20 protein-coding genes are annotated in these 21,494 nt (G+C 64.8%); 13 read left to right on the top strand and 7 right to left on the bottom strand.

The window, feature by feature from the left end:
* The first annotated feature begins 34 nt into the window (after positions 1–34).
* Both CH266_RS07570 and CH266_RS07565 read left to right on the top strand, forming a co-directional pair.
* Positions 35–1,240 carry an MFS transporter gene (locus CH266_RS07570; protein WP_052067172.1) on the top strand — a complete coding sequence of 402 codons (1,206 nt, stop codon included), beginning with the start codon at positions 35–37 and terminating at the stop codon, positions 1,238–1,240.
* Between the two features lie 191 nt (positions 1,241–1,431).
* Positions 1,432–2,379, top strand: coding sequence for a CPBP family intramembrane glutamic endopeptidase (locus CH266_RS07565; protein ID WP_052067171.1), 948 nt, complete (start codon positions 1,432–1,434; stop codon positions 2,377–2,379).
* Here the strand turns inward: CH266_RS07565 and CH266_RS07560 are convergent.
* Entirely contained in the window at positions 2,369–2,881 is a 513-nt protein-coding gene (locus CH266_RS07560; protein ID WP_032369708.1) for a GNAT family N-acetyltransferase, read from the bottom strand. The two genes, CH266_RS07565 and CH266_RS07560, sit on opposite strands and share 11 nt — an antisense overlap.
* A gap of 101 nt (positions 2,882–2,982) precedes the next feature.
* On the opposite strand from CH266_RS07560, the gene CH266_RS07555 reads away from it, so the two are divergent.
* The 7 genes from CH266_RS07555 to CH266_RS07525 all read left to right on the top strand — a co-directional run bounded on the left by CH266_RS07555 (position 2,983) and on the right by CH266_RS07525 (position 10,853).
* A complete protein-coding gene (locus CH266_RS07555) occupies positions 2,983–5,124 on the top strand; it encodes an HNH endonuclease signature motif containing protein (protein WP_094715054.1) in 2,142 nt (713 codons plus the stop codon).
* A 158-nt stretch (positions 5,125–5,282) separates the two neighbouring features.
* Positions 5,283–5,834, top strand: a complete 552-nt coding sequence (locus tag CH266_RS07550; RefSeq protein ID WP_371828893.1) for a biotin transporter BioY — start codon at positions 5,283–5,285, stop codon at positions 5,832–5,834.
* Positions 5,831–6,961, top strand: a complete 1,131-nt coding sequence (locus CH266_RS07545; protein ID WP_052067169.1) for an AMP-binding protein — start codon at positions 5,831–5,833, stop codon at positions 6,959–6,961. Before CH266_RS07550 ends, CH266_RS07545 begins: the two co-directional genes overlap by 4 nt.
* Entirely contained in the window at positions 6,958–8,079 is a 1,122-nt protein-coding gene (locus CH266_RS07540) for a thiolase family protein (RefSeq protein WP_094715053.1), read from the top strand. Before CH266_RS07545 ends, CH266_RS07540 begins: the two co-directional genes overlap by 4 nt.
* A complete protein-coding gene (locus tag CH266_RS07535; RefSeq protein WP_027498187.1) occupies positions 8,076–8,756 on the top strand; it encodes an energy-coupling factor ABC transporter ATP-binding protein in 681 nt (226 codons plus the stop codon). The genes CH266_RS07540 and CH266_RS07535 overlap by 4 nt, the downstream gene beginning before the upstream one ends.
* Positions 8,753–9,400: an energy-coupling factor transporter transmembrane component T family protein gene (locus tag CH266_RS07530; protein ID WP_094715052.1), complete on the top strand. Its 648-nt coding sequence runs from the start codon at positions 8,753–8,755 to the stop codon at positions 9,398–9,400. Before CH266_RS07535 ends, CH266_RS07530 begins: the two co-directional genes overlap by 4 nt.
* Positions 9,291–10,853 carry an AMP-binding protein gene (locus CH266_RS07525; protein ID WP_255175865.1) on the top strand — a complete coding sequence of 521 codons (1,563 nt, stop codon included), beginning with the start codon at positions 9,291–9,293 and terminating at the stop codon, positions 10,851–10,853. Before CH266_RS07530 ends, CH266_RS07525 begins: the two co-directional genes overlap by 110 nt.
* Here the strand turns inward: CH266_RS07525 and CH266_RS07520 are convergent.
* The 5 genes from CH266_RS07520 to aroQ all read right to left on the bottom strand — a co-directional run bounded on the left by CH266_RS07520 (position 10,757) and on the right by aroQ (position 15,076).
* Positions 10,757–11,548, bottom strand: a complete 792-nt coding sequence (locus CH266_RS07520; RefSeq protein ID WP_255175864.1) for an acyl-[acyl-carrier-protein] thioesterase — start codon at positions 11,546–11,548, stop codon at positions 10,757–10,759. The two genes, CH266_RS07525 and CH266_RS07520, sit on opposite strands and share 97 nt — an antisense overlap.
* 37 nt (positions 11,549–11,585) lie before the next feature.
* Positions 11,586–13,079, bottom strand: coding sequence for a C40 family peptidase (locus tag CH266_RS07515; RefSeq protein WP_094652092.1), 1,494 nt, complete (start codon positions 13,077–13,079; stop codon positions 11,586–11,588).
* 119 nt (positions 13,080–13,198) lie between these two features.
* Entirely contained in the window at positions 13,199–13,771 is a 573-nt protein-coding gene (locus tag CH266_RS07510) for a vitamin K epoxide reductase family protein (protein ID WP_094715051.1), read from the bottom strand.
* Between the two features lie 20 nt (positions 13,772–13,791).
* Positions 13,792–14,562, bottom strand: coding sequence for a DsbA family protein (locus CH266_RS07505; RefSeq protein ID WP_027498181.1), 771 nt, complete (start codon positions 14,560–14,562; stop codon positions 13,792–13,794).
* Positions 14,563–14,641: 79 nt separating this feature from the next.
* Positions 14,642–15,076 carry a type II 3-dehydroquinate dehydratase gene (aroQ, locus tag CH266_RS07500; protein WP_032381310.1) on the bottom strand — a complete coding sequence of 145 codons (435 nt, stop codon included), beginning with the start codon at positions 15,074–15,076 and terminating at the stop codon, positions 14,642–14,644.
* Positions 15,077–15,149: 73 nt separating this feature from the next.
* Between aroQ and CH266_RS07495 the strand changes: the two genes are divergently transcribed.
* From CH266_RS07495 to CH266_RS07485, 3 genes are all read left to right on the top strand, one after another.
* A complete protein-coding gene (locus CH266_RS07495) occupies positions 15,150–16,457 on the top strand; it encodes an MFS transporter (protein ID WP_441347040.1) in 1,308 nt (435 codons plus the stop codon).
* A 92-nt stretch (positions 16,458–16,549) separates the two neighbouring features.
* On the top strand, positions 16,550–18,262 hold the full coding sequence (locus CH266_RS07490; protein ID WP_094715050.1) for an MDR family MFS transporter: 1,713 nt from the start codon (positions 16,550–16,552) through the stop codon (positions 18,260–18,262).
* 4 nt (positions 18,263–18,266) lie between these two features.
* Positions 18,267–18,992 (top strand): alpha/beta fold hydrolase, encoded by a 726-nt coding sequence (locus CH266_RS07485; RefSeq protein ID WP_094715049.1) that lies wholly within the window; start codon positions 18,267–18,269, stop codon positions 18,990–18,992.
* 7 nt (positions 18,993–18,999) lie between these two features.
* Here the strand turns inward: CH266_RS07485 and CH266_RS07480 are convergent, their stop codons facing one another.
* Positions 19,000–19,617, bottom strand: coding sequence for a TetR/AcrR family transcriptional regulator C-terminal domain-containing protein (locus CH266_RS07480; protein ID WP_230593364.1), 618 nt, complete (start codon positions 19,615–19,617; stop codon positions 19,000–19,002).
* A 466-nt stretch (positions 19,618–20,083) separates the two neighbouring features.
* Between CH266_RS07480 and CH266_RS26010 the strand changes: the two genes are divergently transcribed.
* On the top strand, positions 20,084–21,490 hold the full coding sequence (locus CH266_RS26010; protein WP_094715048.1) for an ice-binding family protein: 1,407 nt from the start codon (positions 20,084–20,086) through the stop codon (positions 21,488–21,490).
* Positions 21,491–21,494: the final 4 nt, after the last annotated feature.

Here is a 21,494-nt window from a genome sequence, read left to right as displayed (position 1 = left end):
TGGGTAGTCCCATCAACGATAGGCTCGCGGCACTATGGGCCGCCCGAAAACCAGTGCTCGCTTGTCCGTTCTGATCGTCTTCTTCGTCAACGGCGCGGTGTTCGCCAACTGGGCACCCCGCATTCCCGAGATCCAGAACTCGTTGTCCATCGATGTAGCCACGCTGGGTCTCGCTCTCGCCGGGGTCGGTGTCGGCGGGCTTGCCGCAGCACCCGTTGCCGCCGTGCTGGTACACCGGTTCGGCAGTCGGTGGGCTGTTCTCGGGTCGGGACTCTTGTTGTGCGGTGCGTTCGTGCTCCCCGCTGTGGCGGTGTCGTGGTGGACGCTGCTGGCAGCTCTGGTCCTGCTCGGCGGGGCCGACGCGGTGATGGACATTTCCATGAACGCCCAGGGAGTTCTCGTCGAGGAGCGGGCCGGTCGGTCTCTGCTCAGTGGCTTTCATGCCGCGTGGAGCGTCGGGGCGGTGGTGGGCGGAGTGACGGGTTCTGCGGCCGCGGGTGCTCGCCTTCCGGTCGTGGTGCACTTCGCCTTCGTGGCAGTGGTGCTGGTTCTTGCGCTCGCGGCGGTCGGCCGGGGTCTGCTGGGTCCGGACACAAGGCCGGACGAGTCCGCCGACGGCCCAACTCCTCAGCCGGCCGTCGGCCGGCCGATTGCGGCGCTGGCCATGCTCGGCGCGGTGGTTCTGCTGGCCGGCCTGATGGAGGATTTCCCGCAGTCCTGGAGCGCGGTGTACATGACGGCCGAGCAGGGTGCCGGTCCTGGCGCTGCCGGTCTGGCGTTCGTCGCGTTCTCGGTGGCCATGTTGGTGGGACGCCTGGTGGGTGACCGGATCGTCGATCGGTTCGGACCGTCGTCGGTACTGACGGGTGGCGCAGCGCTGGTAGCGGTCGCGTTTGCGGGCATCGCGGGGCTGTCGGTGCTCGCCGTCGACGTGCCTGTTCTGGTCATTGCCGCGTTCGCGGTCGCCGGCCTGGGGTCGAGTCCGCTGTTTCCCATCGTGTTCAGCCTGGCCGGACGGCTTCCCGGTGTGTCGTCGGCTGCGGCGATCTCGACCGTCTCGCTGATCTCGCGTGCCGGATTTCTGCTGGCACCGTTGGTGGTCGGGCGGGTCGTCGAGGCATCGGGCTTCGGGTCGGTATTGGCCGCGATCGCTGCCGCGGGTGCCGTCGTCGCGATGATCGGGTGGCTCTACGGCCGCAAATGTCCCGTGGACTCGGCTCAGGACTGCGGCTCCAGATAAGTGCGCAACAACCGACGTACCTCTTCGGCCGTGAGTTGCTCGGGATACGTCACCGTGAGTGCGCGGTACTGAATTCTGGCCTCGTGCGTGATAGACAAGTCCGGAGTTTACGGTCTCGGTGGTGTGAGAGGCCCGTTGGCAATAGCGAGACGCAGGGCAGTATGCGGCGATGAGTGAATGGTGGTGACTTGATGGCGACCGATGCCGACTCGGGTCTCCGTGACGAATCACGCAGGCGGGCGCTGTCTGTCACCGGTACGGCTGCTCTGGCGCTCGCTCTGGTGGTCGGGTGGGTCGTCGTGTATTTCATCGGCTTGGTGGGTGCGCTGTGGCGTTTTCGTGAGCCGCATGCGCCGGCACCGATCCTCACGATGCACGATCAGTGGACCGATCTCGCGGTCGGCGCACTGCAGGTCGTTGTGGGGGCGATCGCGATCGGCGCGGTGCATCTCGCGCGGCGACGGACTTTGCCGGCGGTGCTGCCTCTGCGGCATGGCTCCGCGCGCGAGGCTGCGTTGACTTGGTGTGCTGCGATCGGCGCGGCGTCGGCGATAGTGCTCGTATTGTCGCGACTGAATATCGTCCGGTTTGGGTTCTCTATCCCTGCCTCTGTCGAATCGGATTGGCTTGCAGTCGTTTCCGCGCTCGCTGTCGGTCTGAGGGAGGAGCCGATTCTGGTGGCTCTGCCGGTTCTGCTGTTGGTGGGCAGGATGCCGATCTGGGCGATCATGGGGTTGTCGGCAACGTTGCGGGGCTTCCTGTACCTGTATTTCGGCGGCGGCGGATTCCTGTGGGCAGCCATATGGGGCGCGGCGGCGGTGTGGGTGTATTACCGATATCGGCGATTGTGGGTGCTGATCCTCATTCATGGATTCGTGATGAACATCCAGGTCTTCGACCGGGTGATTCCGTCCGACAATTCGGCGACGGTGCTGCAGTGGATCAACATTTTGATCCTGTTCGCGGCCCTGCTGTGGTGGATCACGCCCCGCGCCCTCGATGCGTTCCTGCCGAACACGGTGGCTGTCCGTTCCAACGATCGGGCTGTCGACACGACGCCTGTGGTGACCGACGTCGTGCTGAATCCCGAGAACGTGAACCCCGACCGATCCAGAAACGAACCACCCGTCAAACCCTGACCATGCGCGCCTCGTGGCATTCCCACGTCGGGTCGAAGCGGGCTTCGCCGTCCAGCTCGAACCCGTTCTTGCGATAGAAGGCGATCGCGCGCTCGTTGGCCGCGGCCACCCACAGATACGCAGCGGGAGTGTCCTCACCTAGTGCGTTGTTCATCAACGCCAGTGCAATGCCGGTGCCGTGGTGTTCGGGCAGAACGTTCAACGACCACAATTCCCTGTGTGCAGGCGGATTTTCGTCGCGCGGGGGTCCTCCGGTCGCGAAGCCGACAATGCGTGAGTCGCCAACGTCGACTGCACATCGGGTGCGAACTCCACGCGCCGACGACTCGTCGCGATGGGCGATGATCTGCTGCCACCGTTCGATGCGGTGCGCGGGCCTCATCGCATCCAACTTCGCACCGTTGATCATTCCCGCATACGTTGCCTTCCAGATCGCAACGTGTGCTGTACCGATTTGCTGCTCGTCGCCGGGCCGGATGTCACGAATCGAGTAGCTGCGCATGGTGCCGTTATACCGGCCCGAACTCGGTGACCGAATCGAATTTTCTTGTCGGACCCCTCTCGTACTATCGAATACATGTTCGATATCGGGGGTGGGGAGCGGTGGAGACGCCGTCGGTCGATGACTGTATTGCGGGGTTTCTCGATGTCATCGCGCTCAGCCGTGTCCAGGAGAATCTTGCCCGGGCGGGGACCGTCCTGGCGTACTGCGACGTGCTCGAAATGCGGTTGGAGGCTGCCGAATCCGACGGTGGGGACCCTGGCGAGACCGTTCGCGGCGCTTTGTGCGACTTGGCCGTGACGATGACCGGCACGCGTCGCGATGCGTCGGTGACGCACGATGTCGCCGAGCGTTTACATCGAATGCCGTTGACGGCCTTGCGTTTCGTGACCGGCAGCTTCGACTGGTCGACGGTGGTCACCATCACCTCGGTGTTGCATCGCGCCAGTGACGAGACCATCTCGACAATCGAATACGAGGTCTGCGCCGCAGGGGGCCGAATGCGTCCGCAGGCCTTGCGGAACCGAATCTGGCGGTTGTGGATGAGGGCCGATCCGGACGGCGCTGCGCAGGCTCGCGAGACCGCGAAGTCGGAGGAAGTCGGAGTGCGGATCGACCGCACCGGTCCCGGCGGTATTTCGTCGCTCATCGCAAAAATCACGCATCTCGAGGCGGCCGAAGCGGATGCGCTCATCGTCGAGATTGTGGGGACTGTCTGCAAGGACGATCCGCGGTCGACGGGGATGCTGCGGGCGGCGGGACTGATGGCGTTGCTACACGGCGAACATTCGCTGGCCTGTCAGTGCGATCTGGGCGACGACTGCCCGGTTGCGGGTGGCACCGATGATCTCCCTCCTCGGCGCGGGCATCTCCTTCAGATCGTGGTGGCGGTGGAGACGCTGCTGGGACTGTCCTCGGATCCCGCGTCCTTGGCGGACGGGACGCCCATCGATCCGGAGGTGGCGCGCATCGTCGCCACCGACGCGAAATGGCAGGCCATGCTGACCGAGTTGGTCGACATGCTCAAACCCGAGGGAAACAGTTCCGACGACGACGATGACGACGGCGACGACGGCGAGGGCGGCGAGGGCGACGACGGCCCTGAGGGCGGTGAGTGCGGCGACGACGACGAGGGCGACGACGGCCCTGAGGGCGGTAACCCGAAAGGTGGCGGACCGTCTGGCAGAGGGCCGGATGGCGGTGACCCGAACGACGTGAATCCTGATGGCAAGTCCGGCCCTGACGGCGATTCCGGTCCCGACGGCCATGGCGGTTCCGAGGGCGATTCCGGTCCCGACGGCGACGCGGGTCCAGGCGCCGGCGACCAGGACGACCGTCGCGGAAGAGGCCCGGACGGCGTTGGAGGCTCGCAGCGCGGTGAGTGCAGCGGTCGAGACCCGGGCAGCAGTAAGCACCCGGGTAGCGGTCAGGACCCAGGCTTGCGGTTGTCGACCGGTTTGTTGCTACGTCGAGTGGTGGGCATCGGGCGCGTGCGCGCTGCCGGCGAGCTTCCGTCGATACGCGGGTCAGGTGACTGCGCGAATTCACCCGCCGTCCCTGTGCTGGGGGAGGAGTCTGTCCGCGATGGGCTGGTCGCGCGGTGGCTCGCATGGATTGCCGAGAAGCCCGAGCGTGCTCGGGGCATCTTTCCCGACGGCCACGGCGGGGAGCGCAGTCCATCTCAGGCTGCGGTGACCTATCGACCCAGTGCCCGCGTCGCTGCTGTCGTTCGGGCCGCGTATCGCACGTGCACGTTCCCCCGTTGCGACGTGCCGTCGGCGCGGTGCCAGATCGATCATCTGGTGCCGTTCGACAAAGACGATCCGCGGCGGGGAGGTTGGACCATCGTGACCAATCTTCAACAGGTGTGCGTGTTCCATCATCAGGCGAAGACCTCGAAAACGTGGTCGGCGGCGATGGTGGCCGGAGGGGTGATTCTGTGGTCGAACTCGCTCGGGCTGCGCTCGATCACGTTGCCGAACTTCTCGATCGGATCGCACGCGGGTCGCAGCCGACGTCGGAAGCGGTCTTCAGGGAAGGAGACGTCCCTGTCCGAACCCACCCGATGGGAACTCGATTACAGCGGGTCCGCAGCCCCAACGCTCGCGGATTTCCGTGCTGCCTCGACGGACATGGCGAGGAAGCGGCTCGCCGAGAAGAGGCGGGCCTATCTCGAACATTGCCGCGTTGTACACGCACGCATACGACAGGACTGGAGTCGATACGATCCCGCGCCCTTCTGACGCCGGGACTGCCGGTGCCCGATAGGTGGTCAGGGCCACGCACCTGCTACCTTGAACGCCGTTCAAGTATCTGGGGCAGGTGACCGCCCCTTCCTCGAGGAGCCACCGTGTCAGGTATCGACAGCAGTACTCGCCCGCCGAGCCGTAAGGTCGGTCGAATGAACGTCTCCGCCCGCGACATGGCGCAGATCGCGGTGTTCGCGGCGCTCATCGCCGCGCTCGGACTACCGGGATCGATCACGGTGGGCTTCTCCGGAGTCCCGATCACCCTGCAGACCCTCGGCATCATCCTGGCCGGCGCAGTTCTGGGACCACGCAAGGGCACGGCCGCAGTACTCGTGTTCCTCGCCCTGACAATGATCGGCCTACCGCTGTTGGCGGGCGGACGCACCGGCCTCGCGGCGATGGCCGGCCCCACCGTCGGATACCTGATCGGCTGGATTCCGGCAGCGCTGATCATCGGTTGGCTCACCGCCCGCATCCTGCCGAAGTACTCGATCGTGCTCGGACTGCTGATCAACGCCGTCGGCGGAATCCTCGTCATCTATATCTTCGGCACCGTCGGATTGCTGCTCCGCACCGACGTCGGGCTCTGGGCCGCGATCACCACGAACGGACCGTTCCTGCCCGGCGACATCGCGAAGGTCGTCGTCGCCACGGTCGTCGCCAAGAGCGTGCACCGCGCTTACCCGGGACTGATCAAGAGGTGACTTTTTCGCTGGGAGGTCGAGACCAGGATACCGCCATCGTCTGGCGCGGTCGCAGTCTCACCTACGCCGAACTCGACGCCGCCGTCGAGCAGTGGCCTCACCTCCCGGCACACGCCCAATCTCACGACGCCCAATCACACGACGCATCAGCACTGGATCTGCCGGACGCGTTGGTCTGTGTTGTCGCGGCGGCTAGGCAGGGGTGCGCGGTGCGAGTCGAGGACCCGGCCGCCAGGCCCGAACGCAGCGGCGACCCCGACCCCGACGCCTTCCTTCTGATTGCGACCTCCGGTTCCACCGGCAGGCCCAAGCCGCTCGCGCGGACCGCGGCGTCGTGGGTCGACAGCTTCGCCGAGTTCACCGACATCACCGGCATTCGTCCCACGGATTCGGTAGCGATCACCGGACCCCTGCACGCCACGATGCATCTGTTCGCGGCGCTTCATGCGCTGTGGCTCGGTGCCTGTGTCACCGACCACCGTGCGCGAGCCACGGTGGTACATGCGGTCCCCGCTGTGTTGCGGGACGTCGCCCCGCAGATGCCGCACCTTCGGATCGCGGTCGTTGCTGGAACGATGCTGGACTCCGTTGCAGCTCGGTCTGTTCCGGACAGTGTGAGACTGGTCGAATATTATGGGGCCGCCGAGTTGTCCTTGATCGCAGCGAGGGTGGTGGGTGAGCAGCCGTCACTGGCGCTGCTTCGCGACGTCGAGGTGCGCACCGACGACGGTTACCTGTTCGTGCGGTCCCCCTACGCAGCCTCGAGTGCACGTGATTGGTTCGCCGTCGGCGACCTGGCCGACGTGCGTGGCCGGGAACTCGTCGTCCACGGGCGCGGAGATGCGGCGATCAACGTCGGCGGCACCACCGTGATCGCCGAGGACGTCGAGCGAATACTGGTCTCGATCGACGGCGTCCTCGCCGCCGCGGCAATCGGGACCCCGCACTCCGTTCTCGGCGAAACCGTCTCTGCCGTCCTCGAACTCGACGGTTCACGCGATCTGGACGTGGTGCGCGCCGATGCCCGAGCGATCATGACCAAAGAGGCACTACCGAGGCGGTGGACGGTGGTACAGCAGTTGCCCCGCACCGCCAGCGGAAAAATCGCACGAGGAGCACTGGCGTGACGCCCACACCCGTTGTTGTCGTGGGTAAACGGACCGCCATCGGTATCGCAGGGCATGGGTTCGCCGATGTCACGGCACCTCACTTGGCGGTACCGGTTCTGGAAGCTGTTGCTGCAGAGATCGATCCGCTCGGTGTTCCGATCGACGACGTGATTCTCGGCAACTGCCTCGGCCCAGGCGGTGACGTCGCCCGAGTGGCGGCGTTGGGTGCCGGGCTCGGGTTCGCTGTCCCCGGGGTCACCGTCGATCGCCAGTGTGGATCCGGGTTGGACGCGTTGGCCCAGGCCGCGTCGCGCATCCGGAGCGGCGAGGAGACAATGATTCTGGCCGGGGGAGTCGAATCTGCGAGTACCAGCCCGTGGCGGTTCTGGCCGCCCGTCGGCGACGCGGAGCCGGTCCGCTACACTCGAGCGCCGTTCGCGCCCGACGGGTTCGACGACCCGGACATGGGTGTAGCGGCGGATGATCTCGCGCGGCGTCGTGGGATCGGTCGCGAACGCCAGGATGCCTATGCCGCACGGTCTTTCGCCCGAGCGGCAGCGTACGACTTCTCCGCGGAAATCGTGGCTGTGAACAACATGGCTACCGACGAGCGCATTCGGCCCAACATGACGGCGCAGCGCCTGAGCAGGTTGCGCCCCACGTTCAGCACGGACGGGACCGTGACCGCCGGTAATTCGTGTGGAATCTCCGACGGCGCAGCCGTTCTGGCGGTCACCAGCCTCGAGCGAGCCGCAGGCATGCCGGCGCTGCGCATTCTCGGCAGCGCTGTTGCCGGGTCCGATCCTGCCCTTCCCGGGCTCGGACCGGTACCCGCGATCGACAAACTGCTCGCCCGCACCGGGGTGGCGCTGAGCGACATCGAAACAGTCGAGATCACCGAGGCCTTCGCGTCGGTCGTGCTTGCCGTCGCAGACGAGCTCGGCATCGACGAGGACCGCATCTGCCCGGACGGTGGTGCCATCGCAATGGGGCATCCGTGGGGAGCGTCGGGCGCAATATTGTTGGTGCGGTTGCTCTCTCGTATGCTGCAGCCCGGAGGCCCTGCGCTGGGGCTGGCGGCCTGCGCTATCGGCGGCGGGCAGGGAATAGCAATGCTGGTGGAGAGAGTGTCATGAGTACGGTCGCCTTCGAGAACATCTCTCACGCATTCGGCGAGCGGCAGGTGTTGCGCGGCATCGATCTCGAATTCGACGAACGCCGCATCGGCATCATCGGGTCCAATGGATCGGGAAAATCCACGCTTGCCCGCATGATCAACGGATTGATCAAGCCCGATACCGGCCGGGTCACGGTCGACGGAATCGACGCGGCCAAGAAGGGCGCGCAGGTACGCAAGAAGGTCGGCTTCGTGTTCACCGATCCCGACTCTCAGATCGTCATGCCCACCGTCGCAGAGGATCTCGCGTTCTCGCTGCGGAGGTCCGGGCTCAGTAAGACCGAGGTGGCCGAGCGTGTCGACGAGATGCTCGTCCGGTTTCGACTCGATCGGCACCGCGACCACCCTGCTCATCTGCTGTCCGGTGGACAGAAGCAGTTGCTCGCCATCGGGGCCGTCCTCATCCGGCGGCCGGAGGTGATCGTCGCGGACGAGCCGACGACGTTGCTCGATCTGCGTAACGGCCGCGTCGTCGCAGACGCCTTGAATTCGATGGACCAGCAGGTCATCGTCGTGACTCATCAGCTGGCATTGCTGGACGGTTTCGAGCGCGTCATCGTCATCGACGACGGGCGAATTGCATTCGACGGCACCCCGGCTGCCGCGGTCCCGGCCTACCGCGAGTTGATCGGATGATCGGTCTTTACCGCCCCGGTGATTCGTTGCTGCATCGGATGAGTCCGGGATCGAAACTGCTGGCGCTGATCGTTGCCATTCTGGCGACGGTGATTCTCGCACGCACACCGCTCGAGGTCGGCGTGGTTGCCGTGATGGTCGCAGTACTGTTCGCGGTCGCCCGCATCCCTGCGAAAGTAGCGCTGGCGCAACTACGTCCGGTGCTGTGGATGCTGCTGATCATCGGGGTGTTCCAGGTGATCATCACCACCTGGCAACGCGCAGTGGTGGTCTGCGGAGTGCTGATCGTCTCCGTCGCGTTGGCCGCATTGGTCACGCTGACCACCCGGATCACCGACATGCTCGATACCGTCACCCGAGCACTCGGTCCCGTCCGCCGTTTCGGCGTCGACCCGGATCGAATCGGTTTGCTTCTCGCCCTTGCCATTCGCTGCATACCGTTGTTGGCGTCGATCGTGCAGGAAGTGTCGCAGGCCCGGAAGGCCCGCGGCCTGCAGTGGTCGATGACGGCCCTGGCCACACCGGTGTTGGTGCGTGCGCTCCGTACCGCCGATGCGATGGGCGACGCTCTGGTGGCGCGCGGTGTGGACGACGACGGTGTGGACGACGACGGTGTGGATGACGACGGTGCAGATGACGAGTGATCTTCTCACCGCGCGGATAGCGCAGCATTGCGACCGGGCAGACATCGCGATCGTCGACGCGACCGGTCGGATCACGTACCGGGATCTGTGGCGTCGGGTGGAACGTGCGGCCGGGTCGATGGCCGGGATGCGTCGCATCGCGGTGTTGCCGACGTCGGACATCGACTCGCTGGTCGTCGTCGCGGCCGCGATGCATGCCGGCGTGAGTGTCGTTCTGCTGCATCGGCATCTGCTACCCGGCGAATTCGTCGACGCGATGTCGGTCACTGCACCGTCGCTCATCGTGGCGCATCCGCGTCAGCACGCACGATTGCACAGGTGGGGTGCCGACGCGGTGCTGGCACCCGAGCAGCTCGCCGGCGACCGTGTTGCGCGCGTCGATCCGCCGGCAGGCAGCGCCGAACTGCTCGTGGGCATCACCTCCGGAACCACCGGCCCACCGAAATTGTTCGTTCGTGATCAGGCGTCCTGGGCGGCCACGCTCGACCGTTCCGATTCTCTGTTCGATCTCGGTCCGGGCGACAGAGTGTCTGCATCGGGAACTCTCGATCACACGCACTTTCTCTACGGTGCGTTGCACGGGCTTACTCGCGGCGCGACGGTGGACCTGCGCTCGGCGGCTGCTGCTCTCGAAGATGCTCCGACACATCTATATTCGGTACCGACTATCGCCTGGGACATCGCGCGGTCGCACGTGCAGTACCCCAGCGTCCGCGAGGTGCTGTCGTCTGCGGCGCGATGGCCGCAGTCGGGTCGGGCGGCACTTGCCACGGTGCTACCGAACGCGACCATGACCCACTTCTACGGCGCGTCGGAATTGAGCTTCGTCTCCTACGACCGTCGAACGTCCGAGGGCGCAGGGATCGAGGGGGTGGAGATCGAGGGAGCGTTGTTCGACGGCGTCGAGGTGGAGACCAGGGGAGAACTGCTGCACGTGCGCAGCGACATGCTGTTCGACGGCTATCTGAGTCGGGTGGGTGAGCACACCACCCTGACGGACGGACCGGTCGACGGGTGGATGACGGTCGGTGATCGCGGCAGCGTCGACCAGGGCCAGCTGACCTTGCTCGGCCGCGGCAGCGAGACGATCGTTCGAGCCGGCCTCACGGTCGAGTTGCCCCCGATCGAGGCGGCGCTGTTGTCGGTCCCCGGTGTTCTCGATGCCGGAGTTCTGGCCCTGCCCGATGACCGAGCAGGAGAGATACCGGTCGCCGGAGTGGTTGTAGCACAGACTGATTCACCGACGGTGGCGCAGATACGGCGGCACCTGCGTTCGTTGCTCCCCGACCCGAGTCTGCCCGTCGTCATCGCGATCGTCGACGGTTTGCCGCGTACCCCGCGCGGCAAGCTCGATCGTCAGGCCTTGGGTGCAACCTTGGCGACGGTCCGGACCGTCGGTTCGCCCGAGGCTCCGGTGACGACGAACCAGACGGTCAGCGCTCCACCCTCGTAGCGGTGACGCAGCGTCACGCGTTCGTTCGCCAGTACCGGCGTGAGGTATTCGATGACGGCGCGGTGGGGCGCTGCGGCCAGGTGCGGCAAGTCCACGAGCAGTTCTTCGACCGCGTGCCAGTACGCCGCGTTGTTGAGGTGATTGAAGGGGTCGATATCGGTTGCGCGCAGGGGGAATTCGATATCGTTCTGGGATTGCGACGGTACCGGTTCGGTCAGCCACGCCTTCCAGCGCAAGCGGTGCTGATCGGTGGTCTTGGCCAGCATCTCCAGTGCCCCGTCGCTGATGCGCGTCGGCATGCCGGTGTCCTTGCTGATGTTGATCCAGAAGCCCTCGGTCTCGATGCGACCGCCCTTGGGGGTCGTCACCGCCACCCGCATGTTGGACCAGCGCGTCGACATCGAGGAACACCAGCGCCGCAGGCGCACGCGGTCGGGAAAGTGGATGGGCTCGAAGACGTCGATGACGGTGCGTCGCACGATCCACATCGGGTCGGTCTTACCCAGAGGGGTGGCGTCGAGATTGTCGGTGCCGATGTCCTGGAGGTAGCGCGCGACACCGTCGAACCGCAGTCGGTTGTTGGGGTCGATGTCGCCGGTACGTACTGGCCAGCTCGTCTCGAAGCCTTCACCGGGCGGCGGCTCGGGTGCCAGTTCGTCGTCGAAGCCGGCCGGTTCCACGCGTGCATTGGTCACGTCCGCACTGTACGCGGGTGGACCCACGTGATACCCGTCAGAGGATGTGGCGGGCTCGCATCCCGTCGAACACCGGTGCCACCCGCACCACGTCACCGGTGGTGGGCGCATGCACCATCTGCCCGTTGCCCATGTAGATCGCCACGTGTCCCGGGCCCGCCGCGCCCCAGTTGCCGAACAGTAGATCGCCGGGCTGGGCGAGGGCCATCGGCACCTCGGTGCCCACGTTCCACTGCGTCTCCGACGTACGCGGCAGGGTGACCTTTCCGCCCGAGGCCTTGAACAGTGCGTAGGACGTCAGGCCCGAGCAGTCGAATCCGCCGCCGGACGGTCCGTTGATGTTTCCGCCGCCCCACACGTACGGCAGGCCTAGGTAATCCATCGCCAATTGCACTGCCCGCCCGCCCATTCCGGTGAGGTCGAGCCCGGCGAACGGAGTGAGGATGGCCGCGAACTGGGCCTCGGTGGCCCGGATGCGCGCTACGTAGGGCTTGGTCTGAGTCTCGTAATCAACTGACCCCGAGGGCATTCCGCCCGAGCGCAACACTGCACCCGCTCCGGCGTTGTATCCGGCGAGGGTCAGGTCCGTTGTGTCGCCCGAGACCTTGCCGTCGCGCTTCCAGCCGTCGACCTGTCCGTAGATGTCGCACAGCATCGTTCCCGACGCCATGACCGAGTCGCCGATGCTGTTGACGTCGACCACGCCGTTGCCGTCGTAGTCCTTGCCGTAGGTTGCCCAGGTTCCCGGCATGAACTGGCCGGGTCCCTGTGCGCCGGTGCTCGATACCGGAGCTGTCGGACCGTATCGAAATCCGTTCTCTGCGGCATAGAGCGCGGCAATCGTTGTGGCTTTGACGCCGCCGCAGATGTTGCCTGCCTTCTGCAACCACGGAACGAACGCGGTGATCGCTCCCACCGCGCCCAAACCGATAGGACCGACATTGATGCCGGTGAACGTGATGGGTAGACCGGGGAACAGTGCTCGCCGAATAGCTTCGGCCGACGCCATGAACGCCGTCTGGGTCGCGATGTCGGCGGCGGTGTACGTCCGGCCGGCGAATTGCAGGGCACCGGTGGCGAGCCCGGCGACGGCGCTGGATGCCGCATTCGACGAAAAAACACTGAAGGGTAGCGGGGCGCTCGGCGTGATCGCCGCCGGTGTGAGACCCGCAGCCATTCCCACTGCGGGCGAGGCTGCTGTGGGCGTCACTGCTGTGGGCGCTTCCGGCGTCTCGATCTCGGCAACCGTGGGCATGTCCGGAAGCATCGGTTCGACGGCGGTGTGCAGTCCCTCGGCGGCGTCGTTCAGGGTCCGGTCTGCGACGTCAGCGGCGGGTTCGGGCATGGTGCCCATCAGGTCTGCCCATTGGTCGGACATCGTTTTGCCCTGGTCCTCGGCAGCGGCAGCGACCGCGGCTGCCTGATCCTTCACCGCCTGATTCTGCAGTGGAGCTGGGGCGTCCGTTCCGGCGACTGCGCCTGCGGCAGACACGATGACGGCAACGATGACTGCGAAGGGATCGCCTGCCATGCTTCGACTCCTGTTACTCGATCGTTCTTCCCCGAGCCAGGAGCTGTGATCAGACTCACCCGGGTGCTGCAACCATCATGCACGGTGCAGCCGATCGACTCATGAGTTTTGCGAAACTGTCAGAGCAACGAGGCCCAGTAGTCCGAGAACCGGATTCCGATGAGCGCGACGACGATTGCGTACCACACGGCAAGTAGCGTCCACCGCCACTCCAGAAGAAGACGGCCGATCGTTCCGGTGGTGTTCGAGCCGGTACTGATCAGTCGGCTCAGAGCCAGTACGAACAGTGGCATCGTCACCGCCCACACCACCATGCAGTACGGGCACAGGGCACCGATCTCGTAGAGGCTCTCGAAGATCAGCCAGTGCACGAACACTTCGCCGAGCAGCAGACCGGCACTGAGTCCGAGCCAGAACCAGTGCGGGAGTTCGACGCGGCCGAGCCACAGGATACCGGCGACGAGGGCGACGGAGAACGCCACGATTCCGAGTATTGGATTGGGAAATCCGAACAGCGCGGCTTGCTTCGTGACCATCACCGACCCGCACGAGAGGACCGGATTCAGGCTGCACGACGGAACATAGGACGCGTCTTCGAGGAGCTTGAATCGTTCGATCGTCAGGGTCAGTGCGGCGAGGAGCCCCAGTGCGCTGAAGAGTGTGAAGACTGCAGCGCCGGCGCGAGTTCTCATGTTCGGTTACCGGTTGCTGCTCAGTTTCCGGCTGCCGCGGCGGCAGCGAGGATGTTCTCGGGTGTCGGGGTGGCGACGTCGGTGCCGTTGACACGGACGCTCGGCGTTCCGTTGATGCCCTCGCCGATGACGGTCTGCGTCTGGGTGGTGACCCAGTCCGTGTAACTGCCGTCGGTGATGCACGACGCGGTGGCGGGGGAGTCGGCACCGGCTGCGGCAGCGATCTCGACGAGCTTGTCGTCGGGCAGACCGTTGCCGTTCTCGGCGGGCTGCTCGGCGAACATCGAGTTGTGCCAGTTCATCCAACTGTCCCGATCGTTCTCGGCGACGCAGATCGACGCACTCGCAGCACGGGTGGAGTACATCGTGCCGTTCGAGAAGCGATCGAGAATGGAGATGGGACGGTAATCGACGGCGACGTTGCCTGCGTCGGCCAGCTGCTGCAGAGTCGATCCGCTGACCGACTCGAATGCCTTGCAGGCCGGGCACTGGAAGTCCTCGACGACGCTGACGACAGTGGTGGCATCGGGGTTGCCGAAACGAATGGCACCGTTCGCGGTGAGCGACGTGGGCGTCAGCTGCGGGCCCGATGTGGAACTGGCGTCGGGAGATGCCTCACCCGACGTCGAATCCTTGTTGACGATGAACAGAGCAATGGCTGCCACGAGCGCGATGAGAACGACTGCGACGACGATCTGGATCAACGTTCGACGATTCTTGTCGCCGTTCTGCATTGCCCGGATGTCCTTGGACGCTCTGCCGTCTCTCGATGCCTTGTTGCTGGTGTTCACGGCGACCAGTTTATGCAGGACAACCTGAGTGTCAGATGAGAGCTGTGTCGAAGAAGTGCAGTATCAGATAAGAGCAGTATCAAATAAGAGCAGCGAGTCGTTCGATTGCGAATCGGTATCCGTCGATGCCGAGTCCGGCGATGACTCCGCTGGCGATCGGAGAGACGTAGGAGTGGTGCCGGAACTCCTCGCGGGCGTGCACGTTGGAGATGTGCACCTCGATGATCGGGACCTCGGGGATGACGAGTGCGTCACGCAGTGCCACCGACGTGTGGGTCAGTCCGCCGGGGTTGATGACGATGCCCGACGCCACCCCGCGTGCCTCGTGGATCCAGTCGATCAACTGTCCCTCGTGGTTGGACTGCTCTGCTTTCACGTCGAGTCCGTGTGTGGCAGCGGTTTTCTCGCACAGGGCGACGACGTCGACGAGGGTGGCGCTGCCGTACACCTCGGGCTGGCGGGTGCCGAGCATGTTCAGGTTCGGACCGTTGAGCACCAGCACTTGCTTGGCCATGACGTCACTCGCTTTCCTGCTCTACGAACTACCGGGTCCGATCATTCCACAGCGTGGTTGACACAATTGCCCCGTGAGCATTGGGAAGACGGTGAGTACGGGGAGAACCGTATGGGTGGTGTGGGGCATCGGCGTCTTCGCGTATGTCATCGGGGTGCTGCATCGGACGGCCTTCGGGGTCGCAGGGCTGAGCGCTGCGGACCGGTTCTCGATCTCCCCGTCTCTGCTGTCCTCGTTCGTGGTGCTGCAGGTGGTCGTGTACGCGGCGATGCAGATTCCGGCCGGAGTGCTGCTGGATCGGATCGGTTCGCGCAAGATGATTGCTGCCGGTGCGCTGGTCATGGCGTCGGCGCAGATCACGTTGGCGCTCACCGAATCGCTGCCGGTCGCGGTGGCGGCACGTGCATTCGTGGGCATCGGCGACGCGCTGACGTTCATCTCGGTCCTGCGTCTGGTGCCGCGTTGGTTCTCGCCGCGGCGGGTGCCGATCGTGTCCCAGTTGACCGGGCTGCTGGGTCAGCTCGGGCAGGTGCTCTCGGCCGTGCCGTTTCTGATTCTGTTGAACGGGCCGGGGTGGACGTTCGCTTTCGGTAGCGCGGCGGCACTGGGTTTGCTCGCACTCGTCCTCTCACTCGCTCTGATTCGAGATCGTCCCGACGACAGCACTGCTCCGGAACCGGAGCCGACGTCGTTGCGGCAGACGCTGGACTCCATCGGCGAGGTGTGGCGACGACCGGGGACCCGGCTCGGATTCTTCTCGCACATGGGGACCCAGTTCTCGATCACCACGTTTGCCCTGTTGTGGGGTGTGCCGTACATGACCACCGCTCAGGGATTGTCGGCGTCGACGGCCGGAGCGCTGCTGACGTTGTCGGTGCTGTCGGCGGTGGCGTCGGGCATCGTGCTCGGTTTGCTCACCGGGCGCTACCCGATGCGTCGGTCCTGGCTGGTGCTGGCGATCATGGTCAGCAACGCCACGATGTGGGCCATCGTGCTGTCGCTGCCCGGACCTGCGCCGCTGTGGCTGCTCGTTCTGCTCGTCGTGGTGATTTCCGTGGGTGGGCCCGGGTCGGTGATCGGATTCGACCTCGCCCGCACGTTCAATCCGAGTGCCAATCTGGGGACGGCTCAGGGGATGGTCAACATCGGCGGCTTCCTGGCATCGCTGTTGGTCATCGCGGCGATCGGGTGGATTCTCGACGCCATGGGCGGTTACGACTTCGACAGTTTCCGGGTCGCGATGCTGGTGCAGTTTCCCGTGTGGATCATCGCGATCATCGGGGTGCTGGCGACGCGGCGCAAGACGCGCAAGGTGCTCGCGGCCGACGGCATCCACCCGCACACGATGCGTGAGGTCCGAGACCGGATGCGCCGCAAATAAACCTTTGCTTAGTCGGCTTTCTACGAGCATGCTGGTGGTCCGAATATTGTTGTAGGACACAAGCAAACGTTACGTAAAGGTGCAACAAAGAGATGGTAAGCGAGCCTGAAGTGACCGCCGAGCGTGAAGTGACTCCCGTGAGTGGCGAGTACTCGCACCGCGAGATCATGACCATTCTGTCGGGTCTGATGATGGGTATGTTCCTGGCGGCTCTCGACCAGACGATCGTGTCCACGTCGGTACGTACCATCGCCGACGACCTGAACGGGTTCTCCGTTCTCGCCTGGGTGACAACGGCATATCTGATCACGTCCACTGTCTCGACTCCGTTGTACGGCAAACTCTCCGATCTCTACGGGCGCAAGCCGTTCTTCATGACGGCCATCTCGATCTTCGTCGTCGGGTCCATGCTGTGCGGCATCGCGACATCGATGTACGAGCTTGCAGCTTTCCGGGCCGTCCAGGGGTTGGGTGCAGGTGGCTTGATGTCGATGGCGTTGGCGATCATCGGCGACATCGTGCCCCCGCGTGAGCGCGCCAAGTATCAGGGTTACTTCCTGGCGGTGTTCGGTACGTCCAGTGTGCTCGGGCCGGTCATCGGCGGTCTGCTGGCCGGGCAGTCGTCCATTCTCGGCATCACCGGCTGGCGCTGGGTCTTCTACATCAACGTTCCGCTGGGCATCATCGCGCTCGTCGTCGTCTGGCGGGTGCTGAACCTGCCGGTCTACCGCCGCGAGGCCCGCGTCGACTGGTGGGGCGCAGTGCTTCTCAGCGTCGGGCTCGTGCCGCTGCTGATCATCGCCGAGCAGGGCCGCGTCTGGGGATGGAGTTCGCCGCGGGCACTGCTGTGCTTCGGGATCGGCATCGTGGGCGTCATCGCATTCGTTCTCGCCGAGATCAAGATGGGCGACGACGCCTTGATCCCCATGCGGTTCTTCCGAAACCCGTTGTTCTCGTTGTGTATTGCCGTCAGTGTCATCGCAGGCGCAGCCATGTTCGGCGGCATCTCGTTGCTGCCGCAGTACCTGCAGGTGGTCAAGGGTTCCTCGCCGACTCTCGCCGGTTATCAGACCTTGCCGCTCGTCGGCGCTTTGATGATCGCGTCCATCGTGTCGGGTTCGATCATCTCGAAGACGGGGCGATACAAGATCTTTCCGATCGTCGGCACTGCGCTGATGGCGATCGCCATGTTCACGTTCCACTACGTGCACGCCGACACTCCGTTGTGGCAGACGATGGTCGTGATGGGTGTGTTCGGTCTCGGTCTCGGTTCGATGATGCAGCCGCTCACGTTGGCCATCCAGAATGCGATGCCGCCCAAGGACATGGGCGTCTCCACCTCGGCGGCAACCTTTTTCCGTCAGATCGGTGCGACAGTCGGCGTGGCGGTGTTCCTGTCGATGCTGTTCACGCAGCTGACGCCCAAGACCGGCGATGCGTTGGTCGCCGCGAGTTCGACGCCCGCGTTCCAGCAGGCCGTGCAGAGCGCGGCCACCAGTGCCGATCCGTTGGAGTCGGGGTTCGCGAAGGCCATCGCCTCGGGTGATGCATCCGTTGCCGGTAGTGCCTTGCAGGACAGTTCGTTCATCCAGAAGCTCGATCCCGCGCTCGCCGAGCCGTTCCGCATCGGCTTCTCCGACGCGATGGACTACGTGTTCCTGGCCGTGTCGATCCTGATGCTCCTCGGATTCGTCCTGGTGCTCTTCCTCGAGGAGGTGCCGCTGCGCACGATGTCGGGTCTGGCGGCAGCTCAGCAGGAGCGCGACGAAGAGCGAGCGAACGACGTGGGCACGGGTCTACATTGATGGCGTGAATTCGGAGAACTGGGTTCGGCTCGGCTCGGTGGACACCTGGTACGCCGAGGTGGGCGACGGGGAACCGCTGGCCCTTCTCCATCCTGGGGGCGCTGATGCGCGAGCGCTGGATGTCACTGTCGCCGGGCTGTCCTCGGCGTTTCGGGTGCTCACCCCCGAACGTCGAGGGCATGGCCGCACCCCGGATGTTTCCGGGCCTGGTCTCTCCTCCGAGTTGACGTTCTCGGACATGGTCGACGACACCATTGCGTTCATCGAGCAGGTCGTCGGGCGACGGACGCGGTTGGCCGGGTGCAGCGACGGCGGTGTCGTAGCGCTACTGGTCGCACTGCAACGCCCGGATCTGGTGGATCGTCTCGCCTGCGTCGCGAGTGTCTTTCATCGCGATGGTTGGGGCGGCGGGCAGTCCGGACTCGGCGACGCCGACCGTAGCGATTTCGTACGCCGGCTCGACGATATGCACAGTGCAGATCCCACACTTACTGCGAGCGATCTCGCCGCGTTGTCGGTGCGCACTCTGGTGATGATCGGTGACGACGACGAGGTGAGCATCGAGCATGCTGCCGAGTTCTACCGAGGTATGCCGGTCGCCGAGCTGGCAATTGTCCCGGGTACCTCGCATGGTGTGTTGGTCGAGAAGCCCGCGTTGTCCAATGCGATATTGCTGGACTTTTTCACCCGGGATGCAGTGCAGACGTTCGCGCCCATTCGCCGAGCCTGATCCGTGGTCACGGTGTGTGACGCAGGCCGTCGAACAGGGCCTTCAATCCGCGATCGAGCTCGCGGGCACCGTCGTATGCGGTGATGAGTGGCGGCAGTACGGACATGATCGGGAAGTCCTCGATCGGGAGTCTGCGCAACGCGAGGCTGAGTCTGTCGACGGTCTCGTCCGGGTTGTCCGTCGTCTCCTGCGTTTCACTGAGCACGTGACCGCGGAGCATCGACATCAGCAACCGGTAGGCCGAGAGCGCCTCGGGGACAGTAAATCCCGCGGTGGCAAACAGGCTCAATATGCCTTCGAGTGACATCAGGGACCTGGTGGTGCCCAGGCCCAGCGGAGTGGACCGGGGCCGAGTCGCCAGCAAAACGGCCGCGCGCGGGTGTGCCAAGGCGAGTTCGCGATAGTGCCGGCCGAAGATCGTCAGCTGACGTCGCCAATCGGTGTCCGATCCGTCCACCGACACGAGGTCTCCGAGAATCGAATCGGCAACGGCGTCGAGTAGTGCTTCCTTGGTGGCGACGTACCGGTACACGGTCATGGGGTCGCGATCGATCGAGACAGCCAGGCTGCGGATGGTCAGGCTGTCGAGTCCGGTGTCGTCGATGATGGCGAGGGCGGCCGACACGACGAATTCGTGGTCGATTCTGTCCCTAGAGTTGTGGCTACTGCGATCCGAGGGGGTCATCACATTGCTCCGCCGATGTCGGTATTCGAGTAAGCGGCACGCCGATCGGCTTTCGGTCGACAAACAATCTTATTGTTCACCAACGCTTTTCGCTTGACCCCAGACCTTACACATGGTGTGCTGTAGTTCTACACCGTAGAGATACGGGGAAACTCGCTGTTGCGGAGTGGGCCACGAGCCTCCGCGCCCCCTCTACTCATGTCGCGCAGTTGAACAGCCAGCCGGCGACGCCACCGATCTACGGATTCCGCGAGACCTCGACGCCCCTGGTGAATTCCAGTGACCATCGTCGACCGTCGCGTGACATCTTAAATTCTGTCGAATCTCGTCGGGGGAATCGATATTCATAACGCGTTGTGCGGCAACAAGCCTCGCACGCATCTCCTCGAGCAGATCGGTACACACCATGTACTCTCCGCAACACCGTCCTGCGCCGTCCACATCCCGACGCAAGGGCTCGGCGTTGATTCCCCTCGTCGGTACCGTCGCACTGGCAACCAGCGCGCTCATGCTGGTCAACGCCTCTTCGGCCGACGCTCAATCACCTGCTGTCGTCGTCCCCACCGTCGGTCTCGGTGCCGCAGATCCGTACGCAATTCTTGCCGGCTCCACCGTGACCGATGCGGGTGGATCTGTGATCAACGGCTCCGTGGGTGTGAGCCCTGGTGACGGGAATCCTTCGAGCGTCAGCGGACTGCTGCAGGGCCAAATTACCAACGGCGTGATCGATGACAAGAACGAACGAGCATTGAATGCGAAAGCTGCTCTGCAGGTTGCATACACCGACGCTGCCAACAGGTCGGGTCCTGAATTGGTCCCCGTCGAGCTGGGCGGCACCACTCGGTATGCCGGTCTGTACAAGGGCGACACACTCGGACTGACCGGATCTCTGCCTCTGACGCTCGATGCGCAAGGCAATTCCGCTGCGGTCTTCATCTTCCAAGCCGGATCCACTCTCATCACGGGCTCGAACAGCAGTGTCTCACTGATCAACGGGGCCAGCCCGTGCAACGTGTTCTGGCAGGTGGGAAGCTCGGCCACTCTCGGCACCGGCACCGATTTCGTCGGCACGGTCATGGCGCAGGCGTCGATCACCGCGACGACGGATGCCGATGTGCGGGGACGACTCCTGGCTTTGACCGGCGCAGTCACCCTCGACTCGAACACGATCAGCAACGCAGAGTGTGGGATCACCGAACCGCCGGTCACAACCACGAACCCTCCGGTCACGACCACGACGCCTCCGGTCACGACGACCACACCGCCGGCGCCTACGACAACGACACCGGCACCCACGACAACGACGACCGCCCCGGGTGGCGGCGGCGGTACGCCGGGTGATGGTGGCGGAACGCCAGGTACACCGGGTGACGGCGGTGGTGGCGGTACGCCGCCGATCGTCATCGAAGTACCCCCGATCCCGGGTCTGCCGCCGATCCCCGGCATCACGCTTCCGCCGATTCCGGGTATCCCGAACGTGCCGGACAACCCGAACACGCCGGATCAGCCGAACACTCCGGACCAGCCGCGCACTCCCGATCAGCCGAACACCCCGGACCAGCCTCGGACTCCGGACCAGCCCAACACCCCGGACCAGCCGCGCACTCCGGATCAGCCGCGCACTCCCGATCAGCCGGGTACATACAACCCCGGTGGCCAGATCACACAGATTCCCAACGGTGGAGTCGAAACGGGCGATGGCAGCACCAGCGTGCGGCCGAGCGCGGCGTCGATGACGTCGATGTGGGCTGTGCTGTTGGTACTCGCTGCAGGCGGGGTCTCCGCCTTGGCGCTCAGCCGTCGTCGACGCTGAGTAA

This window comes from Rhodococcus sp. 06-1474-1B (assembly GCF_002258885.1).
In the GTDB taxonomy this organism is placed as follows: domain Bacteria; phylum Actinomycetota; class Actinomycetes; order Mycobacteriales; family Mycobacteriaceae; genus Rhodococcoides; species Rhodococcoides fascians.
This window is presented reverse-complemented; position numbering and strand designations above follow the sequence as displayed.

Coding starts and splice junctions, on each gene's coding strand:
- CH266_RS07570 (WP_052067172.1), top strand. CDS start 35: ATGGGCCGCCCGAAAACCAGTGCTCGCTTGTCCGTTCTGATCGTCTTC.
- CH266_RS07565 (WP_052067171.1), top strand. CDS start 1,432: ATGGCGACCGATGCCGACTCGGGTCTCCGTGACGAATCACGCAGGCGG.
- CH266_RS07560 (WP_032369708.1), bottom strand. CDS start 2,881: ATGCGCAGCTACTCGATTCGTGACATCCGGCCCGGCGACGAGCAGCAA.
- CH266_RS07550 (WP_371828893.1), top strand. CDS start 5,283: ATGAACGTCTCCGCCCGCGACATGGCGCAGATCGCGGTGTTCGCGGCG.
- CH266_RS07535 (WP_027498187.1), top strand. CDS start 8,076: ATGAGTACGGTCGCCTTCGAGAACATCTCTCACGCATTCGGCGAGCGG.
- CH266_RS07530 (WP_094715052.1), top strand. CDS start 8,753: ATGATCGGTCTTTACCGCCCCGGTGATTCGTTGCTGCATCGGATGAGT.
- CH266_RS07515 (WP_094652092.1), bottom strand. CDS start 13,079: ATGGCAGGCGATCCCTTCGCAGTCATCGTTGCCGTCATCGTGTCTGCC.
- CH266_RS07510 (WP_094715051.1), bottom strand. CDS start 13,771: ATGAGAACTCGCGCCGGCGCTGCAGTCTTCACACTCTTCAGCGCACTG.
- aroQ (WP_032381310.1), bottom strand. CDS start 15,076: ATGGCCAAGCAAGTGCTGGTGCTCAACGGTCCGAACCTGAACATGCTC.
- CH266_RS07490 (WP_094715050.1), top strand. CDS start 16,550: ATGGTAAGCGAGCCTGAAGTGACCGCCGAGCGTGAAGTGACTCCCGTG.
- CH266_RS26010 (WP_094715048.1), top strand. CDS start 20,084: ATGTACTCTCCGCAACACCGTCCTGCGCCGTCCACATCCCGACGCAAG.